This window comes from Mycolicibacterium sp. 624, from assembly GCF_040548615.1.
Classification (GTDB): Bacteria; Actinomycetota; Actinomycetes; order Mycobacteriales; family Mycobacteriaceae; genus Mycobacterium.
Map to the genome: position 1 here is coordinate 860,590 of NZ_JBEPRZ010000002.1, position 25,208 is coordinate 885,797.

At 67.0% G+C, this 25,208-nt stretch carries 17 protein-coding genes; 8 read left to right on the top strand and 9 right to left on the bottom strand.

Features of this window, described 5'->3' with window-relative positions; genetic code table 11:
• Positions 1–24: 24 nt before the first annotated feature.
• On the top strand, positions 25–1,560 hold the full coding sequence (locus tag ABIA65_RS11150; protein ID WP_354523527.1) for an HNH endonuclease signature motif containing protein: 1,536 nt from the start codon (positions 25–27) through the stop codon (positions 1,558–1,560).
• A gap of 155 nt (positions 1,561–1,715) precedes the next feature.
• On the top strand, positions 1,716–2,765 hold the full coding sequence (locus tag ABIA65_RS11155; protein WP_354523528.1) for an alpha/beta fold hydrolase: 1,050 nt from the start codon (positions 1,716–1,718) through the stop codon (positions 2,763–2,765).
• 231 nt (positions 2,766–2,996) lie between these two features.
• Here ABIA65_RS11155 and ABIA65_RS11160 read toward each other — a convergent pair whose 3' ends face one another.
• Both ABIA65_RS11160 and ABIA65_RS11165 read right to left on the bottom strand, forming a co-directional pair.
• The gene (locus ABIA65_RS11160; protein WP_354523529.1) at positions 2,997–4,874 is read right to left on the bottom strand and encodes a fatty acyl-AMP ligase; all 1,878 of its coding nucleotides are present in this window, start codon (positions 4,872–4,874) and stop codon (positions 2,997–2,999) included.
• 199 nt (positions 4,875–5,073) lie between these two features.
• Positions 5,074–5,613, bottom strand: coding sequence for a TetR/AcrR family transcriptional regulator (locus ABIA65_RS11165; protein ID WP_354523530.1), 540 nt, complete (start codon positions 5,611–5,613; stop codon positions 5,074–5,076).
• Between the two features lie 127 nt (positions 5,614–5,740).
• Between ABIA65_RS11165 and ABIA65_RS11170 the strand changes: the two genes are divergently transcribed.
• Positions 5,741–6,886, top strand: coding sequence for an FAD-dependent oxidoreductase (locus ABIA65_RS11170; protein ID WP_354523531.1), 1,146 nt, complete (start codon positions 5,741–5,743; stop codon positions 6,884–6,886).
• 39 nt (positions 6,887–6,925) lie between these two features.
• Positions 6,926–7,759, top strand: a complete 834-nt coding sequence (locus ABIA65_RS11175; RefSeq protein ID WP_241403254.1) for a VOC family protein — start codon at positions 6,926–6,928, stop codon at positions 7,757–7,759.
• A gap of 396 nt (positions 7,760–8,155) precedes the next feature.
• Here ABIA65_RS11175 and ABIA65_RS11180 read toward each other — a convergent pair whose 3' ends face one another.
• The 3 genes from ABIA65_RS11180 to ABIA65_RS11190 all read right to left on the bottom strand — a co-directional run bounded on the left by ABIA65_RS11180 (position 8,156) and on the right by ABIA65_RS11190 (position 13,193).
• Positions 8,156–10,102: a primary-amine oxidase gene (locus ABIA65_RS11180; protein ID WP_354523532.1), complete on the bottom strand. Its 1,947-nt coding sequence runs from the start codon at positions 10,100–10,102 to the stop codon at positions 8,156–8,158.
• Positions 10,099–11,580, bottom strand: coding sequence for an APC family permease (locus ABIA65_RS11185; protein ID WP_354523533.1), 1,482 nt, complete (start codon positions 11,578–11,580; stop codon positions 10,099–10,101). The genes ABIA65_RS11180 and ABIA65_RS11185 overlap by 4 nt, the downstream gene beginning before the upstream one ends.
• A gap of 113 nt (positions 11,581–11,693) precedes the next feature.
• Positions 11,694–13,193, bottom strand: a complete 1,500-nt coding sequence (locus ABIA65_RS11190) for an aldehyde dehydrogenase family protein (RefSeq protein ID WP_354523534.1) — start codon at positions 13,191–13,193, stop codon at positions 11,694–11,696.
• Between the two features lie 265 nt (positions 13,194–13,458).
• Here ABIA65_RS11190 and ABIA65_RS11195 point away from each other — a divergent pair, with 265 nt between their 5' ends.
• Genes ABIA65_RS11195 through ABIA65_RS11205 form a run of 3 tightly spaced genes read left to right on the top strand, consistent with a single transcriptional unit; the run spans position 13,459 to position 17,106 of the window.
• Positions 13,459–14,916 (top strand): APC family permease, encoded by a 1,458-nt coding sequence (locus ABIA65_RS11195; RefSeq protein ID WP_502919544.1) that lies wholly within the window; start codon positions 13,459–13,461, stop codon positions 14,914–14,916.
• Positions 14,913–15,665 (top strand): IclR family transcriptional regulator, encoded by a 753-nt coding sequence (locus tag ABIA65_RS11200; protein WP_354523535.1) that lies wholly within the window; start codon positions 14,913–14,915, stop codon positions 15,663–15,665. Before ABIA65_RS11195 ends, ABIA65_RS11200 begins: the two co-directional genes overlap by 4 nt.
• 40 nt (positions 15,666–15,705) lie before the next feature.
• Positions 15,706–17,106, top strand: coding sequence for an NAD(P)-binding protein (locus tag ABIA65_RS11205; RefSeq protein WP_354523536.1), 1,401 nt, complete (start codon positions 15,706–15,708; stop codon positions 17,104–17,106).
• Here ABIA65_RS11205 and ABIA65_RS11210 read toward each other — a convergent pair.
• Together ABIA65_RS11210 and ABIA65_RS11215 are read right to left on the bottom strand one after the other, a co-directional pair.
• Complete coding sequence (locus ABIA65_RS11210; protein WP_354523537.1) at positions 17,103–18,755, bottom strand: AMP-binding protein; 1,653 nt, start codon at positions 18,753–18,755, stop codon at positions 17,103–17,105. The two genes, ABIA65_RS11205 and ABIA65_RS11210, sit on opposite strands and share 4 nt — an antisense overlap.
• Positions 18,755–20,476, bottom strand: a complete 1,722-nt coding sequence (locus tag ABIA65_RS11215; protein WP_354523538.1) for an AMP-binding protein — start codon at positions 20,474–20,476, stop codon at positions 18,755–18,757. Before ABIA65_RS11215 ends, ABIA65_RS11210 begins: the two co-directional genes overlap by 1 nt.
• Before the next feature lie 69 nt (positions 20,477–20,545).
• On the opposite strand from ABIA65_RS11215, the gene ABIA65_RS11220 reads away from it, so the two are divergent.
• Positions 20,546–21,373 (top strand): helix-turn-helix transcriptional regulator, encoded by an 828-nt coding sequence (locus ABIA65_RS11220; RefSeq protein ID WP_354523539.1) that lies wholly within the window; start codon positions 20,546–20,548, stop codon positions 21,371–21,373.
• 8 nt (positions 21,374–21,381) lie between these two features.
• On the opposite strand, the gene ABIA65_RS11225 is transcribed toward ABIA65_RS11220, so the two are convergent.
• Complete coding sequence (locus tag ABIA65_RS11225) at positions 21,382–23,202, bottom strand: ABC transporter ATP-binding protein (protein WP_241403245.1); 1,821 nt, start codon at positions 23,200–23,202, stop codon at positions 21,382–21,384.
• On the bottom strand, positions 23,199–25,166 hold the full coding sequence (locus ABIA65_RS11230) for an ABC transporter ATP-binding protein (RefSeq protein ID WP_354523540.1): 1,968 nt from the start codon (positions 25,164–25,166) through the stop codon (positions 23,199–23,201). Before ABIA65_RS11230 ends, ABIA65_RS11225 begins: the two co-directional genes overlap by 4 nt.
• Positions 25,167–25,208: the final 42 nt, after the last annotated feature.

Genomic DNA, 25,208 nt, shown 5'->3' on the forward strand with positions numbered 1-25,208 from the left:
GGCGATCCGGGTAAATTCGCACACATGTTCGATGAATTGGTGACCGAGGCATCCACCGCCCGTGGGGGTGGCGCGGTCGCGGCGTGGGCCCGGGTGGAGGCCGCCGCGTGCGCACGCAGGCTCGCCGCGATGGTCGCGATACTCGACGCGCGCCAGTCCGCCGACGACTCCGCCTCCCGCGAACAGTGGTACCTGGACAACTGGGCAGCCGTCTGCGCCGAGATCGGCGCCGCCCCACAGATCACCCCCGCAGCCGCCTCCAGCCAACTGCTCGTCGCGACCTCACTACGCGACCGGCTACCCAAAGTGGCCGCACTCCTCGCCACGGGCGCGCTGACCTACCAACTGGCCTCGGCCATCGTGTGGCGCACCGCCCTGATCAAGGATGCTGACGCCCTACGCGCCGTCGACACCGAGCTGGCCAACGCGATAGCGGACTGGCCGCCGATGTCCCAGCACAAGACCATCACCACCATCGACACCTTCATCGAGCGCCACGACCCCCACGCCATACGCCGCACCCAGAACAAGGCGCGCGGCCGATCGGTGGACATCTGCCTCGATGACGCCGGCGGCCTCGGATCACTGTGGGCCACCCTATTCGCCCACGACGCCAAGGCCCTCGATCAACGCCTCGATGCGCTAGCGGGCACGGTGTGCACCCAGGACCCCCGCACCCGCGACCAACGCCGCGCCGACGCCCTGGGCGCACTGGCCGCCGGAGCCGACCGGCTGACCTGCCTGTGCGGGCAACCCGACTGCGACACCACAACACCGGTCCCGAGTTCGACTGTGATCTACGTGATCACCCACGACGACACCATCACCGACCACAACGACGCCATCGCACGCCAGGACGCCGCCCTCGACGGCGCACAGCCCCGACTGTTCGACAAGCCGGTGCGCGAACTCACCCTGACCGAAGCCCTGACCGACACCGACCCCGGCGAACCCGCCGCCACCACACCCGGGGTCATGATCGGCGGCCCGGTCCTGGCCGGCCCCATCATCCGCCGCCTCGCCCTGACCGCCGCGATCAAACGCATCATCCACCCCGGCAACAGACCACCCGAACCGCGCCACACCCCCTCGGCGGCACTGGCGAACTTCGTGCGCTGCCGCGACCTGACCTGCCGATTCCCCGGCTGCGATCACCCCGCCGATCGCAGCGACATCGACCACACCATCCCCTATCCGACCGGGCCGACGTGTGCGTCCAACCTCAAGTGCCTGTGCCGAAAACACCACCTGCTCAAAACCTTCTACAACGGCCCCGACGGCTGGCGCGACCGACAACAACCCGACGGCACCATCATCTGGACCGCACCACACGGGCAGACCTACCGCACCCAACCCGGCAGCCACCTGCTGTTCCCATCACTGTGCGAACCCACCGCACCCATCACAGCCACGGATACGCGCACCGCCAACACCGGTCTCACCATGCCCCGCCGCGAGACCACCCGAGCGCAGGACCGCAGACGACGCATCGACGAGGAACGCCGCGAGAACCAGCAGGCGGCACAGCTGGCGATGGCCAACTCGATCCCACCGTTCTAGCTACCGGACTTGTGCGACGGCGGAATGGATATCTACGGCGTCAGCACCCAATCTTCATGCCTGGCAACGTCGAATCGCGGTACTCGGGTTTCATGCCCCAACACCTGACTCTCAAACCGCTCTATCCTGCCAGGGACGTACCGAAAGGACCCATCATGCCTTCGCCCACAAACGCCGAGCACTTCGACCTCGGCGACTTCACACTCCAGAGTGGTTTCACCCTGCGAGACGCGACACTCGCGTACAAGACGTACGGCACGCTCAACGCCGAGAAGACCAATGCCATCGTCTATCCCACCTGGTACTCGGGGTGGCACACGGACAACGAATGGCTGGTCGGCACCGACAAGGCGCTCAACCCCGATGAGTGGTTCATCATCATTCCGAACATGATCGGTAACGGGCTGTCGTCGTCACCGTCGAACACCCCGCCGCCCTATGACCGGGCGCGCTTTCCCGCCGTGACGTTCTACGACCAGGTGGAGGCGCAGCACAAACTGGTCACCGAGAGGTTCGGCATCTCGACCATCGCGCTCGTGACCGGATGGTCGATGGGCGCTGGCCAGACCTATCAGTGGGCCGTGAGTCACCCTGAGATGGTGCAACGCGCCGCACCGTTCTGCGGCTCGAGCAAGACCTCGCCGCACAACAAGGTGTTCCTTGAGTCGTTGATCTACGCGCTCACCGCGGACGCCGTGTGGGCCGACGGTGACTACTCCCTGGATGCACTACCCATCAAGGGATTACGCGCATTTGCCCGAGTGTACTCGGGCTGGGGTTACTCACAGGCGTTCTACTGGGAGGAGGCGTGGCGCGAACTGGGGTTCACCTCTTTCGACGATTTCCTGTATGGGTTCTGGGAGAACTTCTTCCGCGACGGGCGCGATCCCAACAACCTGATCACCATGCTTCACACCTGGCACAGCGGAAATGTCGGCAACACACCGGGATTCGGTGGAGACGTCGAGAAGGCACTTGCCTCAATCCAGTGCCCGCTACTGGCGATGCCGGCAGAGAAGGACCTCTACTTCCCGCCGGAGGACGAGCATTGGGCGTCTCAGTTCATCGCACAGGGTGAAGTGCGAGTCATTCCCGGCATCTGGGGTCATTTCGCCGGAGGTGGGGTGAACGCCGTCGACACAGCATTCATCGACGCCGGCATCCGGGACCTGCTCGCCAAACCGGGTTACTCCCCGCAGAACTGAGCTTCCCGGCAGGACGCGCACGCGCGGTGCGCGTCCCGCCGGATCACCGCCGTCGTTGCGCCACGAGAAGCACCTTCGCCCTGTCACTCAGACGGAACTCGGGTTCCGTCTGAGTCGATGGCCCGCTTCCGGCGGCCGTGAAGTGGTATTCGCGCACCGGGGCCTAGCCGGGGGCCGAGGTTTCCCTTGTCGAGGTTCCCCCAGCGAACCCTTCGACTCCCTGCGCGCGACTCAGCTATCTCGCGAGCTACTCAAGGCCCCTGCGACGTACTGGGCCCGGCAGGCTCGGCGGGCGAGTTTGCCGCTGGTGGTGCGCGGTATCGCACCGGCGGCAACCAGCAGTACGTCGGCCACCGCGATGGCGTGGCGTCTCGCGACGGCCGCCCGGATGGCCTGTGCGACAGGCTCTTGCGGGGCCCGGCCTGCGCCGACCGCACGCTCTGCGATCACGACCAATTTCTCGCCGGTGCTGTCAGCGGTGTGCGCACCTGACAACTCGTTGGCGGGCAGCGAGAAGGCGGCGACGAAACCGGCCCGCACCGCTGCGGAGGCCTCGGAGACGGTGGTCTCGATGTCGTTCGGGTAGTGGTTGCGACCGTCGATGATGACGAGGTCTTTGATCCGGCCGGTGATGTACAACTCTCCATCGAGGTACACACCAAGATCGCCCGTTCGCAACCACACGCCGCCGATATCGGAGCCCTCGGCGTGGCTGTGCTCCTCCAGCCGCGACTGCAGCTTGTTACGGAAGACCACCTCGGTCTCGTGTTCCCGACCCCAGTAGCCGAGGCCGATATTGTCGCCGTGCAACCAGATCTCGCCGATCTCGCCGTCTGGTAGCTCGGCCCCACTCTCGGGGTCGACTATGACACCCCACTGGCTACGTATCACCTGGCCGCATGAGACGTGAGCAACCGCGTTCGGGTCCTCGGGTGCCACCGGTACCGCTCGATTGTGACCGAGGTGCTCGCGGTGGAGGTAGATCTCGCTCGGTTGAGCGTCAGGGGCGATGGTCGCGACCGACAGAGTGGCCTCGGCCATCCCGTAGGACGGCTTGATCGCCGTGGCCGGCAGTCCGTAGCGCGCAAAGGCCATGGTGAAGCTGTCGATGGCCGCCATCGTGACGGGTTCGGATCCGTTGAGCAGACCGGCCACGTTGCGCAGGTCCAGGCTTTCACCGTCGGCCGGGAGGCCCCGCTTGGCGGCGAGTTCGTAGGCGAAGTTCGGCGCCGCCGCGAAGGTCCGGCCGTGGGCGGATTCCTCTGCCAGTTGCTTGATCCAGCGGTGGGGTCGTCGGACGAATGCCAGCGGATCCATCAAGGTGATGTGACCACCGCACAACGCGGGGAACATGATCATCATCAGTCCCATGTCGTGATACAGCGGCAGCCAGCTGATGCTGCGAGTACTCCGATCCAGGCCACCGGCGAGGATCATCTGCAACACGTTGGTGCATACGGCGCGGTGGGTGATCACCACACCGGCGGGCGTGCGGGTCGAACCGGATGTGTACTGCAGATAGGCGATGTCGTCGGAGTCCAGCGCTGTCTGGTTGAACGCCGAGCCCACCGAATCGGGCACCGCATCGACGGCGAGGACGCGCGGACGTCGATGCCGCGGAATTCTCCGGAGGAAGTCCCTGACGGATTCGGCGGCAGCGGTTGTCGTGAGCAGGACAGTGGGATCCGCGTCGGCGATCACTGCGTCGAGTCGCTCTGCATGACCGGGCAACTCCGGCGCGAACAGGGGCACGGCGATGGCGCCGCTGGCGATAGCCGCAAAGAAGCCGACGACATAGTCGATTCCCTGTGGAGCCAGGATCGCCACCCGATCACCGCGTTCGGTGATCTGCTGCAGTCGAGCGCCCACAGCCCGCAGTCTGGTTCCCAGTCGATTCCAGGTCAGTTCGACGGCGCGTCCGTCGCGGTCCGCGGTGCTGAAATTCAGGTATCGGTAGGCCGGCGTGTCTCCCAGCGTCGCGATGTTGCGATCGAGGTATGCCGTCAGAGTGGCCCCGTCGGGCAGCGCGATTCCACCTGCCGCATCGAGATGATCCTCGATCTTGATTTCATAGGCATCGCCGCTGTCGCACAAGGCTTCCCGATCCACACGGGAACTCTACTAGATGTGCTAATAGTCTGGATTCGCAGGTGACGGCTACGCATGGAGTCCGCCACACCCGCCCCTCAGTCAGGGTATGCGGAGGTCACAGACAGCGGTCCAGAGTGATTGTGGTCACAATTTCTGACCGCGGGTGCCCCCACCTCCTCGCCGGACACGAATAATTAACGGACGCGCAAAAAACGAGCTAGCCGAGGGCGTAGCGCTGCAGCGTCGGGCCGAGCCAGTCGATCAGTTCCTCGCGGCTCATCGCGACGACGGGCGGCAGTTTGAGCACGTATCGACTCAGCGCCATGCCGAGCATCTGAGTGGCGATCAGGCCAGTCCTGCGCGGCGCGTCGTCGGGCGCCAGCTTGGCGATCGAGGGCATCAGCTGCGCGGTGAAGATGTCCTTCATGCGTTGCGCCGCTTCGGTGTTGGTGGTGGCAGACCTCAGCAGCACAACGAGGGCATCGTCCTCCTCCCACCGCGTCAGGAAGTGCGACACCATCGCGGCCCCCAACCCGGCACGCGGTACGCCGGACAAATCCGGGAACCGCAGGTCGAACTCGGCTGCGGCGGCGAACAGCTGCTCCTTGTTGCCGAAGTAGCGCATCACCATCGACGGATCGATATGCGCGTCGGCGGCGATGGCTCTGATGGTCGCCGCCTCGTACCCCGATTCGGCGAACCGCTCCCTCGCCGCCGTCAGGATCACGGACTTCGTCTGGTCAGCCTTGGCGCCCATGCCAACAACTGTATGCCAACAACTGTTGACTTTTACCGAGGCCGGGCGCATCCTGAAAAAGTCAACACGCGTTGGCAAAGCGGCGGCAGGCGCCGAGACAGCGGGCGCCGAGACGAAGGAGAGTCCCATGCACGACATCCCGACGCACGATGTCGACGTCCTCATCGTGGGAGCCGGCCCCACCGGCCTGACACTGGCGGCATCCCTGCTGCTCAAGGGCGCGGCCATAGCGCTCGTCGACCGGCAGGCCGAAGGCGCCAACACCTCGCGCGCCGCCGCCGTCAACGCCCGCACCCTGGAGGTGCTCGAGCCTCTCGACGTCAGCCGCCGACTCATCAAGGAGGGCATCGAAGCCGCCCGATTCACCATCCGTGACGGCGCTAAGGTCCTGCTGACGATCGACTTCAGCGGCCTGTCGACCAGGTACCCCTGCACGCTGTTGATCCCTCAGTCCACGACCGAACGCCTGCTGCTCGACCGGGTGCGTGAACTCGGCGGCGACGTGATCCGAGCCAAGGTCCTGACCACGATCGCGCAGGACGCGGACGGCGCCACCGCGACGTTCGCCGACGGTGACACGATCCGCGCCCGCTACGTCGTCGGCGCCGACGGTATGCACAGCACCGTCCGCGAACAGGCAGGCATCGGCTTCTCCGGCGGCTCGTATGAGCACTCGTTCGTCCTCGCCGACGCCCGGCTGACCGGGGACACTCCCACCGACGAGGTGAAACTGTTCTGGGCAGCCGAGGGGCTCACCGTCATCGCTCCCCTGCCCGACGGATCGTTCCGCATCGTGGCCCCCGTCGACGAGGCCCCGGATTCGCCATCGGCGAGATTCGTCCAGGACATCCTCGACGCAAGAGGGCCTGGCGACCTCGCGGTCACCGACGTGGTGTGGGGGTCACGGTTCCGGATCCATCACCGCGTCGCCGACACCTACCGAGCGGGCCGGATCCTGCTCGCAGGCGATGCCGCCCACGTGCACAGCCCGGCCGGCGGTCAGGGCATGAACCTCGGCATCCAGGATGCGATAGCGCTCGCCGAGGCCCTGGGGGCCGCACTCAACGGCGACCAGCACGCGCTCGATGACTACAGCGCCACCCGGCGACCCATCGCCGAGCAGGTCGTCGCATTGACCGACCGCCTCACCAAGCTCGCCACGCTGCCCCGCGCACTTCGCCCGCTGCGCAACGGGCTCCTTGGCGTCGCCGGGCGTATCCCCGCGGCCCGGCGGACGCTGGCCGGCCGACTGTCGGGCCTGGTCTACCGCTGACAGGTTTGGGGTGTCAGACCCATCGGGAACCATGACGCCATGAGCGAACCGAGAACCTACCCACACGGCGTCCCGAGTTGGGTGGACACCGTCGCCCAGGACCTCGACGAGGCCAAACGCTTCTACTCCGGGCTATTCGGCTGGACATTCACCGACGCGATACCCGCCGAGGCGCCGGGCAGCTACCTGATCGCCACCATCGACGGCCAGGATGTCGCCGCGATCGCCTCCCCAGAGGGCGACGAGTCCGCCACATGGCGCACCTACATCGCCGTCGATGACGCCGACACCACGGCCACTGCCGTCGAGAATGCCGGCGGCACCGTCACTCTGGCCCCCGTCGACGCCGGGCCCGGTGGCCGGCTCGCGGTCTGCGTCGACCCACGCGGTGCCGAGTTCCGGCTGTGGCAGGCCCGTCGCCGCCTCGGCGCACAACTCGTCAACGTGCCGGGCACCTGGAATTTCAGCGATCTGCAGACCACCGATCCGCACGCCGCGGCGCAGTTCTACTCCGCGGTGTTCGGCTGGGAGGTCGATGACGTCGGCTTCGGCACGATGGTGCGCAGGCCCGGCTACGGCGCCCACCTCGCTGCCACCGTCTACCCCAACATTCTCGATGTGCAGTCCGAGGCCTCGGCCCCGCCGGGATACGAGGACGCCGTCGCTTGGATGGGCATCATCGGTGAGGGCAGGCAGGAGACGTGGCAGGTGTCGTTCACCGTCGAGGACCGCGACACCTCAGCCGCCACCGCCGAACGCCTCGGCGCCACCGTGGTGCACAGCGAGGACTCCGAGTGGACGAGGGACGCGACAGTTCGCGACCCGCTGGGCGCACAGTTCGTGATGAGCCAGTTGACCCCGCCCAAGGGCTAACCGGGACGCGTGATCACGGGTGCGGTACCACAGCACCACCACGGCAAGCGCGACCTCGATCACCGCGATGGCGGTCGCGACAGTCATCAGCACCGACGGCGGTTCGGCCGCGAACTCTGCCGGTGACTGGGAGTGGTGATGCCCCGGCAGCGACCAGTGCGCCATCACCATGCCGACGTTCATCAGCGCCACCACGCACCACGTCCGCAGCGAGCCATGCGTCCACAGTTCCCACGCGCAGTACAGACACGCGACAGCCATCCCGACGATCAGCACCATCGCCGACGCCCCCGTCGCGTCAATTGCCATGAACCCGTGCAGGACGGCCGAGGACGCCGCCAGCACCGCGCACGTCCGCCGCCCGAGGACGGCCGACGCGGCAGTGAGGGACATCGGTCAGTCCTCGCAGCAGTGGGACGTCGGTCCCGCCGGGACGTTCAACGCCGGATTGCGGTCGAAGAACCCGACGGGCTTGAGCTTGAACCCGGCGTAGTCGACGGGCATCACCGGCCAGTCCTCGGGCCGTGGGAAGTGGGTCAGCCCGAACGTGTGCCACACGACGATGTCCTCACCGTCGATATCGCGATCCTGCGCGACAAACGACGGCAGACCGCCATCACCCGGATGCTGGTTGACGAAGTCACCTGCCGGATAGCGCTCCGCGGGATCGTATTTGGTGACCCACAGGTGCTTGGTGGCGAATGCCGCCCGCTTGGCGATCGAGCTGGACGGGTCGGCGAGCAGCACCGGCTGGCCCTCCGGGTGCAGCGCGTAGCCGACGTTCTGACCCAGCCGGTTCTGTTTGGTCGGGTTGGTGATGTGCCAGACACGTGCCTTGAGGTTGTCGGCGATCCGTTGCGCCTCGGATTCGCGGGTGAGTCGTGTCCGCTCGGGCCGGAAGGCGTTGCCCCACGGGTTCTCCGGGCCGATCGGTACCGCGACCGCGTCGACCTCCTCGACGACGTTGCAGTCACCGTCCACCGACATGTCGAGACGCGCCGAGAACATGTGCTGATGGAACGGGGCACCCAGACCCGGTGCCATCTCCGAGGAGAAGCCGTCGGGTCCCCGGTGCGCCGACGCGAACACGATGCCGGTGGCCTTCGCCTCGAGCTGGATCGTGCCGTCGAGGTACAGGTACCAGTAGAACCCGTAGTCGTAGTTGCCGATCGTTAAGAAGAACGAGATAACGAGTCGTCTCGAGCGCCGGGTCTCGGCCATCCCGTTGAACATATCGGTGTGCTTCCAGAGCACCCCGTAGTCCTCCTCGTGCAGGCAGATCGCGTTCTTCATCACCTTGGGCCGGCCGTCCTCGTCCGCGATCGTGGCGTCGAAGTACTTGATCTCCCCCAGACAGTCGCAGCCGAGTTCCAGCGAGTTGGTGTAGCGACCGAACAGGTACTCACCCTGGTCGAAGTAGTTCTGCCAGTACCGCACCGGGGATGGGTCGGCGTACGGCACCACCATCTCGGCGATCGACGCGCGGTAGACCACCGGGCGTTCCCGGTCACCGTCACGGAGCGTGAGCTGGTGCAGCGTCAGCCCCTCCCGGACGTCGAATCCGAACCGGAACGACCAGTCCGCCCAGGTGATCTGGTTGCCGTTGACGGAGAAGCTCGCTCCTTCGGGCTGGGTGATCTCGATGGGTTTCAGATCGGTCCGCGGCGGGACCGCGTGCGGCTCGGCGTCCCACTCCCCGCGTTCCGTGGGCAGCGGCAGGTGGAGTTCGTCGATCACCTTGACGACCGTGCGCCTGGTGAGGTCGACGTAGGCGACGACGCCGTCGATCGGATGCGCCCACGGAAGGTCGGCCTGGTCGTACTGGTAGAACGCCAGCACGCGCACGATGCGCCTGCCGACCTCATCCTCGTGGCCGAACACGCCCGCCGACAACGGAACCGCGCGCACCTTGGCCGGATCGAGATCCCGCTTGCTCATCGCCGCCATCCACTCCGGGCACGCGAGCAGGAAGGACTCGATGTCCTCAAACTCCTGATCGAGGATGGGCACGTGACCGTCCGCCGAGCCGTCGACCACCGCGTCACTGACGATACGTCGCTCGGTGACCGACACCACTAGGTCACGACCTATCCCGGTGGCCCTGTCCAACAACAGGACTCGCGCGTGTCGGTCGATGCGGTCGCCGGCGCGATAGGCCAGCACCGTGCTCTTGTGCGGTTCGCAGAGCGCGACATAGACGAAGCGGACCTGATCGTCGAGCAGCCCGTTCGCCGCCACGACATCGCGCACCGCGCGGATCTCGTCGGCGCTCAACGGGTTCAGCGGATGATCGGTCGCCGCCGGGGCGGTGTCGGTCACGGTCTCGATGGTCGATGTACTCATCGGGTGTTCTCCTTGTCGATGGTTGGGTTGTCGATGGTTGGGTTGTCGATGGTTGGGTTGTGACGACCGGCGTGTGGGCGCATGGCGGCGACCACTGCACCGCCCGCGAAGGTTCCGGCCAGCAGCACGCCGATGACGGCGGCGGCCGTGGTGGAGCCGCCCACGAGCAGCGGCAGATTGAGCGCGGTCATGAGCAGCAGCACCGCGAGTCCCGCCAGCCCGAGACCGGGTGCGACCAGCGTGTGCCAGGTTCTGGTGTCGACCCTGTGGCGCCGGAAGTACACGACCACCGCAACCGACGTCAGCGTCATCAGTGCGATGATGCCGACCGACGAGATCCCGACGAACCACGCGAAGACCTCGGTGACGGGATCGAGACCGGCGATCGCACACGCCACCACCAGCACCAGCGCCGAAATCGTCTGCGCCGCCGACGCGACGTGCGGCGAGGAGTGCCTGAGGTGACTGCGACCGCACCGCGCGGGCAGCGCTGCGGTGTTGCCGAGCGAGAAGATGTAGCGAGCCAGCACATTGTGGAACGACAGCAGCGCGGCGAAGAGGCTGGTGATGAGGAAGATCTGCACCAGATCGCCCGTCACCGACCCGACGTACCGGGTGGCCGTGTCGGTCAGCATCCCCGCGGGGTTGTCGGTGGCCAGCTGCACGGCCCCCGCGTCACCCCACGCACTGACCATCACCCAGCTCGACACGGCGTAGAAGCCACCAATGAGCAGCAGGGCCAGGTAGGTGGCACGCGGGATGGTGCGGGCCGGGTCGCGCGCCTCATCGCGGAACACTGCTGTCGCCTCGAAGCCGATGTAGCCCGCGAGCGCGAAGATCAGTGCGATCCCCGGCGCGCCGGAGAAGAACTGACCGGGATCGAAGGCGGCGGTGGACATTCCGCCCGCGCCGCCGCGACCCATCACCGCCAGGTTGATCACCACAACGATGCCGACCTCGCATATCAGCAGGACGCCGAGGACCTTGCCGGACAGCTCGATGCGCCGATAGCCAAGCGTGCCGACCACGGCCATCATCACCAGCGCGTACAGATACCACGGCACCTGCGGGCCACCGTGCGATGAGACGAGATCGTTCATCGCCGCACCGATGTAGCCGTACACGCCGCCCTGTACCGCGGTGTAGGACAGCAGGGCCAGGAACGCCGCCCCGAGCCCGGTGTGCCTGCCCAACCCGTGCCCGACGTAGGTGTAGAAGGCGCCCGCTCCCGGTACATGACGTGTCATCGCCGTGAACCCGACGGCGAACAGCAGCAGCACCGCGGTGCACACCACATACGACGCGGGGTAGGCCGCGCCATTACCGGCAGCGATGCCGATGGGGAACGTGCCCGCGACGACCGTCAGCGGCGCGGCCGCGGCGACCACCATGAACACGATGGCGGCTGGGCCGAGCCTGCCTGCGAGCCGATGGCGGTCGGTCTCCGCCGCACTGGGGAGTAACGCGTCAGTTGTCATGGCATCGACTTTCCTCGAGGTTTTCGAATGTCTGATTTCGGTCGGGTAAGCGTTTTAGTGGTTCAAATGAGAATGACTGTCCCGCCGAATTCTCATTTGAACCGGGATCATTTCTAGAGCGCGATATTGACGGACTTCGTCTGGGTGTATTCGGCAATCGCACCCTCGCCGAGTTCACGCCCCCAGCCCGATTGTTTGTAGCCGCCGAACGGCAGCGCGGTGTCGAACGCGTTGTGGCAGTTGACCCACACCGTGCCCGCCTTGATCTGGCTCGCGACGTCGTGGGCCCTCGACACATCGCGGGTCCAGACGCTGGCCGCCAGCCCGTACGGGGTGTCGTTGGCGGCGACGCGGACGCCCTCCTGCCGGGTGAACGGCACCGCGACCGCCACCGGTCCGAAGATCTCCTCGCGGTACACGCTGAAGTCGGGGTCCACGTCGACCAGCAGGGTCGGTTGCACGTAGAACCCGGTGTCGCCATGGCGGCCACCGCCGGCCAGCGCGCGGGCCCCCTGCCCGAGGCCTTCGTCGAGGTAGCCGGTGACCTTGCTCAGTTGCTCCTGCGACACCAGCGGGCCGATGTCATTGGTGGGGTCGAGCCCTGGACCGATCTTGCGGCTGCGCGCGAAGTCGGCGACGCCTTGGGTGAACTCGTCGAATATGGCGTCCTCGACCAGTAGTCGGGTACCCGCGGTGCAGGCCTGGCCGTGGTTGAACAGGAAGCCGCTCGCGACACCGGGGATCGCCGCGTCGAGGTCGGCGTCGGCGAACACCACCTGCGGGCTCTTGCCGCCGAGTTCGAGCGAGACCTTCTTGAGGTTGCCCGAGGCCGCGTTGACGATCTTCTTGCCGACCTCGGTGGACCCCGTGAAGGCAACCTTGTCGACACCGTCGTGGGCCGACAGGGCGGCCCCGACGTCGCCGAAGCCGGTCAGCACGTTGACCACGCCGTCCGGAACGCCCGCCTCCGCGATCACCTCGGCCAGCAGCAGCGCCGTCAGTGGGGTCTGCTCGGCGGGCTTGAGGATGATGGTGTTGCCACAGGCCAGCGCCGGTGCCACCTTGAACGCCGCCATGACCAGCGGAAAGTTCCAGGGGATGATCTGAGCGCAGACCCCGACGGGCTCGCGCAGGGTGAATGCGTGGAACCGCGCGCCCGGCGCCCATGGCACCGACACCGGGATGGTTCTGCCCTCGATCTTGGTGGCCCAGCCGGCGTAGTAGGCGAAGATCTCGGCCGCCCACGTCACGTCGACGGCCTTCGCGACGGCGACCGACTTGCCGTTGTCGATGGTCTCCAACTGCGCGAACTGGTCGGCGCGTGCGGCGATCCCCTCGCCGATGCGCCAGATCATGCGCTGCCGTTCGGCCGGGGTCAGCGCGGGCCACGGCCCGGCCTCGAACGCGCGCCTCGCCGCGTCGACGGCACGATCGACGTCCTCGACGCCGCTGCGCGGAACGGTCGTGATGACCTGCCCGGTGGCCGGGTCGACGGTCTCGAACCGCGAGCCGGACAGCGCGTCGACCCATTGGCCGTCGACGAACATTGGCCGCGGACGCGATACGAAGTCGACCGTTCGCGGGTCCAGATCGGTGCTCAGCAGAGTGGTCATGTGGACCGAAATTACGCCCCGATGTGGCGTGGGTCACCACGAATTTCTAATGGGTATTTCGGTTTTTTGGATTCTCATTTGAAATGGTGTTCCGATTCTCATTTGGCACCCCGGATAACCGCAGTTGACCTCGTCGACATCCACCCGACCCGGACATCTCGGGAAGCCGCGGGCGGACGATTCTCATTTGAGGATCTCGAAGATTTACACGCGAATTCCCGCGACACGGCCGCTGCCCGGTCGGGGATCGACTACCTTCCGACCGGTGGGCGGCAGTCGGACCATGCGCAGCAGCTCGCCCGTGTCGGGTCTGCGACGGGGGCAGCTGTCGTTCGCCCAGGTGCTCGGGCAGTCGGTGTCGGCGGTGGCCCCGTCGGCGGTGATGGTGACGCTGCCCGCGCTGGTCATCCCGGCCGCCGGGCACTGGACGCTGGCCGTCTTCATCTTCACCGCACTGCTGATGGCTGCCGTTGGCTACTGCGTCGGTCAGTTCGCCACCCGCATGGTCGCCGTCAGTGGGCTCTACAGCTACACCGTCAAGGGCCTCGGACCGGTCCCCGGCATCGTCGCGGGCTGGTCGGTGGTCATCGGCTACGCCGCGGCCGCCATGGCCAGCACGCTTGGCGCCGCAAGCTATCTGGCCGCACTGGTCGGCCGACTGGGCGTACCCGACGGACGGCCGACGATCGCCGTGTCGGCGATACTCGTCGGCGCAGGCACCCTGGTACTGATGATCCGCGGCATCCGGTTATCCGCGCGGATCTCGCTGACCATCGAGGTGTTCGCGATCGCCGTGGCAGCGGCGGTGCTCGTGATCGTGTTCACCGGCGCGGTCGGCGACCCTCCGGATGTATCGAGAAGCACTGCGGCGGAACCGCATTCCGCGCTGGGCTTCGCGCTGCTGCTGGCCATCACGTCGTACGTCGGCTTCGAGAGCGCGGGCACCGTGGCCCGCGAGGCGCGCAATCCCTTCGTCACCGTCACCAGGGCTATTCGATGGACACCGCTGGCGCTCGGCGTGCTCTACACCTTCGCCGCAGCGATGCAGATGCGCGGAACCGTTGGAGCGGGAGTCGGTTCCGTGCCGATCGTGCTCACACTGCCCGATTCGGCGGGTGCTGGTTCGACCGCACTGTCGATCGTGATGGAGTTCGGCATCCTCGCGTCATGGGTCGCCTGCGTCATCGGGTCCACGACGGCGCTGTCCCGGACGCTGTTCGCGATGGGCCGCGAAGGGGTGGTCAGCGAACGGGTCGGCCGCGCCCACGCGGTGTATCGGACTCCACACGTGGCGCTGTGCTCGGCTATGCCGTTCATCGTCGGCGTGCCGGTCGGTTATCTGTTCATCGCGGGGTCCAGCCGCGAGGTGCTGATCGGGCTGCTGGCCGTCTCCGCACACGGCTACGTCGGCGCGTATCTGCTGGTGTGCCTGGCCACGCCTGCGTTCCTGCGGCGGATCGGGGAGCTGACGCTCGCGCCGCTGGTCGTGGGGCTGGCCACGGCGACGGTGATGGTGGCGATCATCGGGTGGGCGGCACTCACCGTGGACTCACCCGTCTGGATCGCGACGGCCGTCTACGCCGTCCTGATCGCCATCGGTCTGGCGGTGTACACCCTGCGGGCGCGGGCCGTACCCGAACTGCACGACCGGGTCGGGGTGTTCGACGAGACAGTCGCAGGCGACATCTTCGCCGACTACAACCCGTGGGAGGTCCGGCGATGAGCCCCGCGGACGGATCACTGTCGGGCCGCCAGCCCAAGGCGGTGCAGAGCGCGCTCGCGGTGCTCGAGGAGGTCGCGCGCGCCGGCGTCGGCGTCACCGCGAAGGAGATCGCCGAACACCTCTCGATGCCGTCCGCCACGACGTATCGACTGTTGAACCTGCTCGTCGCCGACGGGTATGTCGTTCGGCTACCCGACCTCTCGGGCTTCTCCCTCGGCCCGCGGATGGGCGTGCTGATCGACGCGGCGGTGGCGCCCATCGTGTGCACCGCGGCCCGCGAGGTGCTCGCCGAACTGCGGTCCTCAGTCCGGTTCGGTGTGCATCTGTTCTACTTCACCAACACCGCGGTGCGGATCGCCGACGCCGACGGTGAGTACCCACCGCCCGCCGACGAATCGGTGCTGAACCGGCACCTTCACGCGTGCGCCGTCGGGAAGTTACTTCTCGCCGAGAAACGCGATGCCGACACCTTGCTCAACACTGCGTTGGCTGCCCTGACCGATTCCACCGTCACGTCCAAAGCGGCACTGGCCGAACAACTCAGCACTGTGCGTGACCGCGGCGTGGCCACCCAGACCGGCGAGCTTCGAGAGGACTCGGCGTGCGTGGCGGTACGCGTGCGGTCCCCCGCCGGTGCACTGGTTGCGGCACTGGCGATGTCCGGCAGGGGCGACCAGGCCGAGCTTCTTGGCCGCCAGGTGAGTGCGCTGCAAGAGGGCGCGGCGCGCTTGAGTCCGCTACTCGCCTGAAGTCGCTCCCAACCCGGTGGCTCGGGGGCAAGCTGTGACGATGCGGACGATCGAGGCCGACTACCTGGTGATCGGTGCGGGCGCGATGGGCATGGCGTTCGCCGACACCCTGATCACCGAGACCGATGCCACCGTGGTCATCGTCGACCGCAACGACGCCCCCGGCGGGCACTGGCTCAGCGCCTACCCATACGTCCGGCTGCACCAGCCCTCGGCGTACTACGGCGTGAACTCGCGCAAACTGGGCCACGACACCATCGACGCCTCCGGCTGGAATGAGGGTTTCTACGAGCTGGCGGGCGGCAGCGAGGTCAGCGCCTACTACGACGCCGTCATGCGCCAGCATCTGCTGCCGTCGGGCCAGGTGTCCTACTTCCCGATGAGCGAGTACCTGGGAAAGATCGACGGCGTCGGCCAGTTCCGCACACTGTCCGGCGAGGACTACCGGGTGCACGTGCGGCGCCGCATTGTCGACGCCGCGTACCTGAGCATCGTCGTCCCCTCGATGCGGCCACCGGCCTACGACGTCGCCGACGGTGTCACCTGCATTCCGCCCAACGGCCTGCCCCGCCAGGGCCTGGCCGACCAGTACGTCATCGTCGGGGCGGGTAAGACCTCGATGGACACCTGCCTGTGGCTGCTGCGCCACGGCATCCCCGCGCAGCGGTTGACGTGGATCAAACCGCGCGACTCCTGGCTGCTCGACCGCTCCGCCGTCCAGCCAGGGAAGTCGTTCGCGCGCCGGGTGCTCGCCGACTTCGCCGCGCAGTGCCGGGCGATCAAGCAGGCGACCTCGATCGACGACCTCTATCTGCGCCTCGAGGCAGCGGGCTGCCTGCTGCGCATCGACGAGACGATCGAGCCCACCATGTACCGCTGCGCCATCGTCAGCCGCGGCGAACTCGACCAGCTGCGGCTGATCCGCAACGTGGTCCGGATGGGTCGCGTCCAGTCGGTGCAGCCGGGCCGTGTGGTCCTCGACGGCGGCACCATCGACACCGACCCGAATGCGCTGTACGTCGACTGCTCCGCCGACGGCATCGGACTGCGCGAGGCCACGCCGGTGTTCTCCCCCGGCGCCATCACACTGCAGTCCGTGCGCACGTGCCAGCCTGCGTTCAGCGCGGCGGTGACCGCCCGCGTCGAGGCCATGGACTTCGGTGGCGGGGACACCGATGACGACACCCGCAACGACTACTGCCGACCGGTACCGCACCCGACCAACCCCGTCGACTGGCTGACGATGTCGCTGGCGTTCAACCACAACCAGCTGCGCTGGTTCGACGACCCCGACCTCACCCACTGGCTCAACCGGGCCCGGCTCAACGCGGTGAGCCACATGCAGTCCGACGACGAGGATGCGCGCGCCGGCGCCGCCGCCGTCATACCCCGGCTACGCGCCGCCAACGACAAACTGGCGCAACTTCTCTCGCAGGGTTAGAGACCGAGCAGCCGGACACTCTCCTCACGCATGTCCACCTTGCGCACCTTGCCGGTGACGGTCATCGGGAACTCGGCGACGACGTGGACGTAGCGCGGAATCTTGTAGTGCGCCAGCTTCCCCGACGCGAACGCACGCACGGCGGCCGCGTCCAGCGGCGCCCGCCCCGGACGCATCCGGATCCACGCGCAGATCTCCTCGCCGTACTTGGCGTCGGGCACCCCGATCACCTGGGCGTCCTCGATATCGGGGTGGGTGTAGAGGAATTCCTCGATCTCGCGGGGATACACGTTCTCCCCGCCGCGGATGACCATGTCCTTGATCCGCCCGACCACATTGCAGTAGCCGTCCTGACCCATCACCGCCAGGTCGCCGGTGTGCATCCAGCCGTCGGAATCGATTGCCTCCCTGTTGTATCTGCTCCTCGCGTCCGCAGAAGTCTTCTCGTCATCGCGCCAGTACCCGAGCATCACCGAGTAACCGCGGGTGCAGAACTCGCCGGGCTCACCGCGCGCCACCACCGCACCGGTGTCCGGGTCGACGATCTTGACCTCCACGTGCGGATGGGCCCTCCCGATCGAGGAGGTGCGCCGTTCCAGGTCGTCGTCGCGGCGCGTCTGACACGACACCGGCGACGTCTCGGTCATGCCATACGCGATCGACACCTCGCTCATGTGCATATCGGCCACGCAGCGCTTCATCACCTCGACCGGGCACACGGCACCCGCCATGATGCCGGTACGCAGCGACGACAGGTCGTACTCGGCGAAGTCGGGATGGCTCTGCATCGCGATGAACATCGTCGGCACGCCGTAGACGCCCGTGCAGCGCTCGGACTGGACAGCCGACAGCGTCAACCCCGGATCGAAGCCGGGTGCCGGAATCACAATCGTCGCACCGTGCGTGGTGCACCCGAGGTTGCCCATCACCATGCCGAAGCAGTGGTAGAACGGCACCGGGATGCACAGCCGGTCGCCGGGCCTCAGATCGATCAGGCCCGTCACGAAGTAGCCGTTGTTGAGAATGTTGCGATGCGACAGCGTCGCACCCTTCGGGAAACCCGTTGTCCCCGAGGTGTACTGGATGTTGATCGGATCGGTGTTGGCCAACCCGGCTATACGTTCGGCCAGCTGCGCCGGCGTCACCTCATCCGCGCGGGCACGCAGCGCCTCCCAGTCAGCGGTGCCGAGGAAGACGACATTGGCCAGCGAGTCGACGCCGGATGCGACCTCGTCGACCATGGCACGGTAGTCGGAGGTCTTGAACTCCCGTGCCGAGATCAGCGTTGACACACCGGACTGGTTGAGCACGTAGGCCAATTCGTGCGTGCGGTAGGCGGGGTTGATGTTGACCAGGATGGCGCCGATCTTGGCCGTCGCGTACTGAACGATGACCCACTCCGCACAGTTGGGCGCCCACATGCCGACGCGGTCGCCCTTCTCGACGCCCAGCCCCATCAAGCCCCGCGCCACGATGTCGATCTCGGCGTCGAGTTCGGCGTAGGTGTAGCGCAGCCCCTGCGCGACGTCGACCAGGGCCTCGACATCGGGATACGTTGCGGCCGTCTGCACGAAGTTGACGCCGATGGTCTCCTCGAGGATCGGGGTGTCAGTGGGTCCTGCGTCGTAAGACAGTGTCGTTGCGGTCATTAGGCTTTCCCGTCGCTTCGCTCGCCCATGGTTCCCACCAGGTCCTCGTATCGGTGCTCGGTGGCGATCGGCGTACCCGATTGGTACGCCTCATCCTCTCGCGTCCGCAGTTCGACGCGGCGAATCTTGCCCGAAATGGTCTTGGGCAGTTCGAAGAACTCGATGCGGCGGACCTTGAGGTAGGGCGCCAGGTGATCTCGGGCGTACTCCATGATCGCCCTGGCGGTTTCGGCGTCAGCAGCCCAACCGTCGGCCAGCGCCACGTACGCCTTGGGCACCGAGAGCCGGGTGTCATCGGGTTGCGGCACGACGGCGGCCTCGACCACCGCAGGGTGCTCGATGAGCACGCTCTCCAACTCGAACGGCGACACCTTGTAATCCGAGCTCTTGAACACGTCGTCGGTGCGACCGATGTAGGTGATGTAGCCGTCCTCGTCGCGGCTGGCGACATCGCCGGTGTGGTAGTAGCCGCCGGCCATCACGGCCTCGTTGCGCTCGGGGTCCCCGAGGTAGCCCGTCATCAGGTTCAGCGGGTCAGCCCGCAGATCCAGGCAGATCTCACCCTCCTCGGCACGCTCGCCGGTGAGCGGGTCGACCAGCACCACCGGCACGCCGGGCATCGGCCGGCCCATTGATCCCGCCTTCACCGGTTGCCCGGGTGTGTTGCCGATCTGCAGCGTCGTCTCCGTCTGCCCGAAACCGTCGCGGATTGTCAGTCCCCAGGCCCGCTCGACGGTCGCGATGACGTCGGGGTTGAGTGGCTCGCCCGCCCCCAGAACCTCGCGCAGCGCTTCGGGCCTGCTACCCAGATCGGACTGGATCAGCATGCGCCACACCGTCGGCGGCGCGCAGAACGTGGCGACGCCGGCCCGTCGAATCTGAGCCAGCAGCGCCGCGGCATCGAATCGGCCGTAGTTGTAGACGAATATCGTCGCCTCGGCGATCCACGGTGCGAAGAAGCAACTCCACGCGTGCTTGGCCCACCCCGGCGAGCTGATCGCCAGATGTACGTCGCCGGGCCGTACGCCGATCCACGCCATCGTCGACATGTGGCCGACGGGGTAGGACACCTGCGAGTGCTCGACCAACTTGGGTCGAGTGGTGGTACCCGAGGTGAAGTAGACCAGCATCGAGTCGTCGACAGTGGTTCTCGACGTGAACCGCCCGGCCGACGCGACGGCATATGCGGCGGCGTAGGAGTGCCAGCCCGGCACCGCTTGGCCGACCACAATCCGCACGTAGTCCCCGGGAACGTCGTCGAACTTCGCGGTGTCGGTGTCGTTGGCGATGACGAACGCGGCACCACCGCGGGCTATCCGATCGGCCAGATCGGCGGGGCCCAGCGCTCCCGTGGTGGGCATGATGACGGCGCCGAGTTTGGCGACCGCGAGCATCGCCTCCCACAGTTCGACCTGATTGCCGAGCATGAGGATGACGCGGTCCCCCTTGCCGACCCCCAGGCTCGCCAACCACGTCGCCACCCGGTCGGAGCTGTCAGCCATCTCGGCGAACGTGACCTTCTGCTCGCTGCCGTCCTCCTCGACGATCCACAGCGCCGTCCGGTGGTTGTCGGTCGCGATGACGTCGAACCAGTCGGTCGCCCAGTTGAAGGCGCCGGTCAGCTGCGGCCAGGCGAATGTGCCAACTGCCTCGTCATAGTCGCTGATCACGGCCACGAGCTGATCGCGTGCAGCGCGATACAAATCGGTGTTGGTGCTCATGACAGATAGGATCTATGTCACAGTCATCCGCCCGCTACCCCCGAAAGAGGGGACGACGTGCCCTTGCCTATGACCACAGCATCACCGCTGCTCCGGCCTCGGGACACCGACGCGCTGCGGGCCGAACTACGCCTCGTGGCCGCCGAAGGCCGGGTGCCGGTGATGTTCGGCGGTGAGGTGCACGGCGACGGGGTACTGCTCAGCGAGTTCGTCGGCACGAGGACCAGCCTGCTGCGCGGCCTGGTGGTTCGGTCAAGGTCCGGGCTGGGCGGGGCGAGCATGGTGACGGGCAGGCCGCTGTCGGTGGCCGATTACGCCAACGCCTCGACCATCACCCACGATTACGACACCCCGGTGCTGTCTGAGGGCATGCGCTCCGTCCTCGCGGTGCCCGTGATCGTCGATGGAGTCCCCCGCGCGATGCTCTACGGCGCCTACCGCTCGAGCGCGCCGGTGGGCGGCCGCACGGCGGACCTCGTCGTCGCGTCGGCCCGCCGCCTCGCCGACGAACTACGCATACGCGACGAGGTGGACCGTCGGCTACGGCTGCGGGAAGCCCAGACGGCGACCGCCGTCATGCCCGAATTGCTTCGGGAGGTGCACGCCGAACTGCGCCGACTGGCCTGCGACGCCGATCCCGAGATGCGCGACGAGTTGCAGAATCTGGCCAACCGCCTGACCGGTGGTGATCCCCAGGACGGCCCGCCGTTGACGTCGCGGGAACTCGACGTTCTTGCGCAAGTCGCCATGGGCTGCACCAATGCCGAGGCAGCGCAACGACTCTCGTTGAAACCCGAGACGGTGAAGAGCTATCTGCGCAGCGCCGCAGTCAAACTCGGCACCCACACCAGACACGAGGCGGTGTCGCGGGCGCGGCGACGCGGCCTCATCCCCTGACCTGTGCGTCAGGCCAGCGAGGCCACCCACGCCTTGTGCAGCGCGGCGTAGCGGCCCTCGCCGAGGACCAGCTCGTCGGGCGGGCCGTCCTCCACAATCCGGCCGTGTTCGAGCACCAGCACCCGATCGGCGATCTGCACTGTGGAAAGCCGATGCGCGATGACCACGGCGGTGCGATCGGCCAGCACTGTTGCCAGCGCCCGCTGCACCAGCCGCTCACTGGGGATGTCGAGCGATGACGTCGCCTCGTCGAGTATGAGCACCGCCGGGTCGGCGAGAAACGCCCGTGCGAAGGCGATCAACTGACGCTGTCCCGCGGACAACCGGCCACCGCGTTTGGCGACGTCGGTGTCGTAGCCGTCGGCGAGCGCGTCGATGAATCTGTCCGCCCCGACTGCCTCGGCCGCCGCGCGCACCTCGGCGTCGGTCGCATCCGGTCGGCCGAACCGGATGTTGTCGGCGACGGTGCCCTCGAACATGAAGTTCTCCTGTGTGACCATCACGACGTGGCGGCGCAGATCTGCCTGCGCCAGGTCGCGAAGGTCGACGCCGTCGAGCGTGACCGCACCCGATGAGGGGTCATAGAACCGGGCGATCAGCTTGGCGATGGTGGTCTTGCCTGCGCCCGTGGTGCCGACCAGCGCGACCGTCTGGCCCGCCGGGATCTGCAGGTCCAGATCGGGCAGCACCGGCCGGTCCGGCACGTAGGAGAAACCGACCTCGCGGAAGGTGATGTCACCCTTGACCGTTGGCAGCTCGACGAGTTGGTCGGGGTCCTTGATACCGGGAGGCTCGGCCAGCACGCCCGCGATCTTCTCCAGCGCCGCGGCGGCGGACTGGAACGTGTTGAAGAACTGCGAGATCTCCTGCATGGGCTCGAAGAAGATCCGCAGGTACAGCAGGAACGCGGTCAGCGTGCCGAGCGTCATCTCCCCGTTGAGCACCCGGTATCCGCCGTAGAGCAGCACCACAGCGGTGGTGACGTTGCCGACCAGGCGAACCCCGGGCATGAACACCGCCAGCAGCTTGAAGGCCCGCTCATTGATGTTCTTGTACTGGTCGGCGACCTCGCTGAAGATCTCCTGATTGCGTGGCTCGCGGCGGTAGGCCTGCACCGCCTTGATGCCCGTCATGGTCTCGACGAACTGCACGATCACCAGGGCCGCGCTCTCGCGGACCTTCAGATACGTCTTCGACGACTGAGTGCGGAACCACCACACCAGCACGACCAGTGCCGGGAAGGCGCACAGACACATCAGACCCAGCTTCACGTCGAGCACGACGAGCAGCACCGAGGTACCCACCAGTGTCAGGACCGCGGTGATGAGACCGTCGAACCCCGTCTGGAGCATGTCCTGGATCGCCTCGACGTCATTCGTCGACCGGGCGACCACCCGCCCGGAGGTGTAGCGATCATGGAAGGCGACATCGAGCCGCTGGAAGTGCCGGAAGATCCTGCGGCGCAACTCCAGTAGCACCTCCTGACCGATCCGCCCGGACCGGCGCAGGAAGAACATCCGGCTGGTGGCCTGAACCAGCACCACACCGCACAGCGACGCGACGATCATCAGCAGCTCGCGCGTCGAGCCGGAGTCGACTATCGGTGGGATGCCGTGGTCGATACCGCGTTGCACCAGCAGCGGCACCGACAACCGCGCGGCGTTCTCGACCACCACCACGATCGCCAACAGCGCCACGACTCCGACGTAGGGCCGCAGCAGCGAGCCGAGCAGCGAGCGTGCCTCACGGCGGCGCGATATCGACTCGTCGATGGGCAGGTCGTCGTCATCGTTGGTGACCGCACGGCCGCGCCAGTCCGTGGTGCTCATCGTCTGTCTCGCTCGGAGGCGACGAAGTCCAGATCGTCGTCGCGATCAATGCGGTCACGATCCTGAAGCTCGCGCTCTTGAAGGATGTGGTCGAGCCGGCTCCGCTCCTCGTCCTGCGCCCAGTCGCAGCTGCGTTCGGCCCCGTCGTCGAGGTCATCGTCGGCGGCCAGCAGGTAGCGGTACTCGGGGGCGTCACGCAGCAGGTCAGCGTGCGTCCCGACCCGCGTGATGGTGCCGTTCTCCAGCAGCGCGACCCGATCGGCGAGCAGTACCGTCGAGGCGCGATTCGCCACGATCAGTCCGGTGACAGTCCGCAGCACCCTGTGCAACGCCTCGGTCACCGCCGCCTCGGTGTGCACGTCGAGCGCGGACAGGGTGTCGTCGAGCACCAGGATGGAGGGGTCCGCCAGCAGCGCACGGGCCAGTGAGAGCCGTTGGCGCTGACCACCGGACAGGCTCATGCCCTGCTCGCCGATCCGGGTGTCGAGCCCGAACGGCAGGTCGTAGACGAAGCCCGCAGCGGCGACGTCGACGGCCTGCGCGAGCTGCTCGTCGCTGGCCTCCGGATTGCCGAGGCGCAAGTTCTCAGCCACCGACATCGAGAACAGCGTCGGGTCCTCGAATGCCGTGGCCACCGCCTGCCGCAGCGCGGGCAGCGACAGCTCGCGGATATCGCGGCCGTCGATGAGGATCGCGCCCTCGGTGACGTCGTACAGCCGCGACAGCAGCGCCACCAGCACCGACTTCCCCGACCCCGTCGACCCGACCAGGGCCAGCGTCTCGCCGGGTTCGATCGTCACGTTGACGTGGCGCAATGCCCAATTGTCGCGCTCGCCGGACGACGCCCGTCCGTCGCCGTCGCTATCCGGGAACCGGAAGCCGACGTCGACGAGTTGCAGCCGGCCACCGCTCGGGGTGTTGTCATCGGGTCCGTCGGTGATGTCGCGCGGCGCGTCGAAGATCTCGGCGACCCGGTTGGCCGCGGTCATCGATTCCTGGGTCATCGACAGCAGAAAGCCCAGCGACGCGATGGGCCAGACCAGCGACAGCATCATCGTGATGAACGCGACCAGCGTTCCCATGGTCACGAGGCCGTTGCCCGCCGCGTAGGCGCCGATGCCGAGCACGATGATGAGCGTGACGTTCGGGATGACCTCGAGCAGCGTCCAGAACTTAGCCGACACCCCGACCTTGCGCACCTCGGTGTCGAACAGGTCGGAGGCGCGCTGATCGAAGCGTTGGTAGGCGTACTCCTCGCGACCGAAGGCCTTGACGACCCGCAGCCCGAGCGCCTGCTCCTCGACGTGGGTCGCGACATTGCCCGACTGGTCCTGCGCAGCGCGGGACAGCGTGGTGAACTGGCGCTCAAAGTGCAGGATTGTGGCGGTGATCGGCGCGATCGACACCACCACAACGACGCCGAGCGGCCAGTACATCGCCAGCAGGATGCCCGTCACGGCGATGATCTGAATGACGTTGAGCAGCAGGAAGAGCAGCCCGAACGACAGGAACTGGCGGATGGTGCTCAGGTCGTTCATCACCCGCGACAGCAACTGCCCGGACTGCCACCTGCCGTGGAAGCCCATCGGCAGAATCTGCAGACGGGCGTAGAGATCCTTGCGGATATCGGCCTCGACGCCCATGGTGGCCCGTGCCACGAGCCAGCGCCGGATGAACCACAGCACCGCCTCTGAGATGAGCAGCGCGGAGGCCGCCGTGCCCAGCACCCACAGCTGCTGCTGATCCTGATTGCGCACCGGCCCGTCGATCACGGCCTTGGTCAGCAGCGGGATGCTCACGGTGGCGCCCAGGCTGAGCAGGGCCGCGGTGAGCATCGCGATCCACCGCACGCGATAGGGCTTCAGATATGGCAGTAGCCGCAGGATGTCCGACGACGACCGAATCCGGCGCGGCGGCGGTGCGATGGCCGGCTCGGAGACAAGCCCGACTCCTCGCGTGCGCATCACATCACCCATCAGTAACTTGTCTATCCCATGCCTATGACA

Bases quoted from the DNA above. Each gene is read 5' to 3' on its own strand.
- ABIA65_RS11170 (WP_354523531.1), top strand. From the start codon at position 5,741: ATGCACGACATCCCGACGCACGATGTCGACGTCCTCATCGTGGGAGCC.
- ABIA65_RS11225 (WP_241403245.1), bottom strand. From the start codon at position 23,202: ATGAGCACCACGGACTGGCGCGGCCGTGCGGTCACCAACGATGACGAC.
- ABIA65_RS11200 (WP_354523535.1), top strand. From the start codon at position 14,913: ATGAGCCCCGCGGACGGATCACTGTCGGGCCGCCAGCCCAAGGCGGTG.
- ABIA65_RS11180 (WP_354523532.1), bottom strand. From the start codon at position 10,102: ATGAGTACATCGACCATCGAGACCGTGACCGACACCGCCCCGGCGGCG.
- ABIA65_RS11230 (WP_354523540.1), bottom strand. From the start codon at position 25,166: ATGCGCACGCGAGGAGTCGGGCTTGTCTCCGAGCCGGCCATCGCACCG.
- ABIA65_RS11215 (WP_354523538.1), bottom strand. From the start codon at position 20,476: ATGAGCACCAACACCGATTTGTATCGCGCTGCACGCGATCAGCTCGTG.
- ABIA65_RS11205 (WP_354523536.1), top strand. From the start codon at position 15,706: ATGCGGACGATCGAGGCCGACTACCTGGTGATCGGTGCGGGCGCGATG.
- ABIA65_RS11185 (WP_354523533.1), bottom strand. From the start codon at position 11,580: ATGACAACTGACGCGTTACTCCCCAGTGCGGCGGAGACCGACCGCCAT.
- ABIA65_RS11190 (WP_354523534.1), bottom strand. From the start codon at position 13,193: ATGACCACTCTGCTGAGCACCGATCTGGACCCGCGAACGGTCGACTTC.
- ABIA65_RS11175 (WP_241403254.1), top strand. From the start codon at position 6,926: ATGAGCGAACCGAGAACCTACCCACACGGCGTCCCGAGTTGGGTGGAC.
- ABIA65_RS11210 (WP_354523537.1), bottom strand. From the start codon at position 18,755: ATGACCGCAACGACACTGTCTTACGACGCAGGACCCACTGACACCCCG.
- ABIA65_RS11155 (WP_354523528.1), top strand. From the start codon at position 1,716: ATGCCTTCGCCCACAAACGCCGAGCACTTCGACCTCGGCGACTTCACA.
- ABIA65_RS11165 (WP_354523530.1), bottom strand. From the start codon at position 5,613: ATGGGCGCCAAGGCTGACCAGACGAAGTCCGTGATCCTGACGGCGGCG.
- ABIA65_RS11220 (WP_354523539.1), top strand. From the start codon at position 20,546: ATGACCACAGCATCACCGCTGCTCCGGCCTCGGGACACCGACGCGCTG.
- ABIA65_RS11150 (WP_354523527.1), top strand. From the start codon at position 25: ATGTTCGATGAATTGGTGACCGAGGCATCCACCGCCCGTGGGGGTGGC.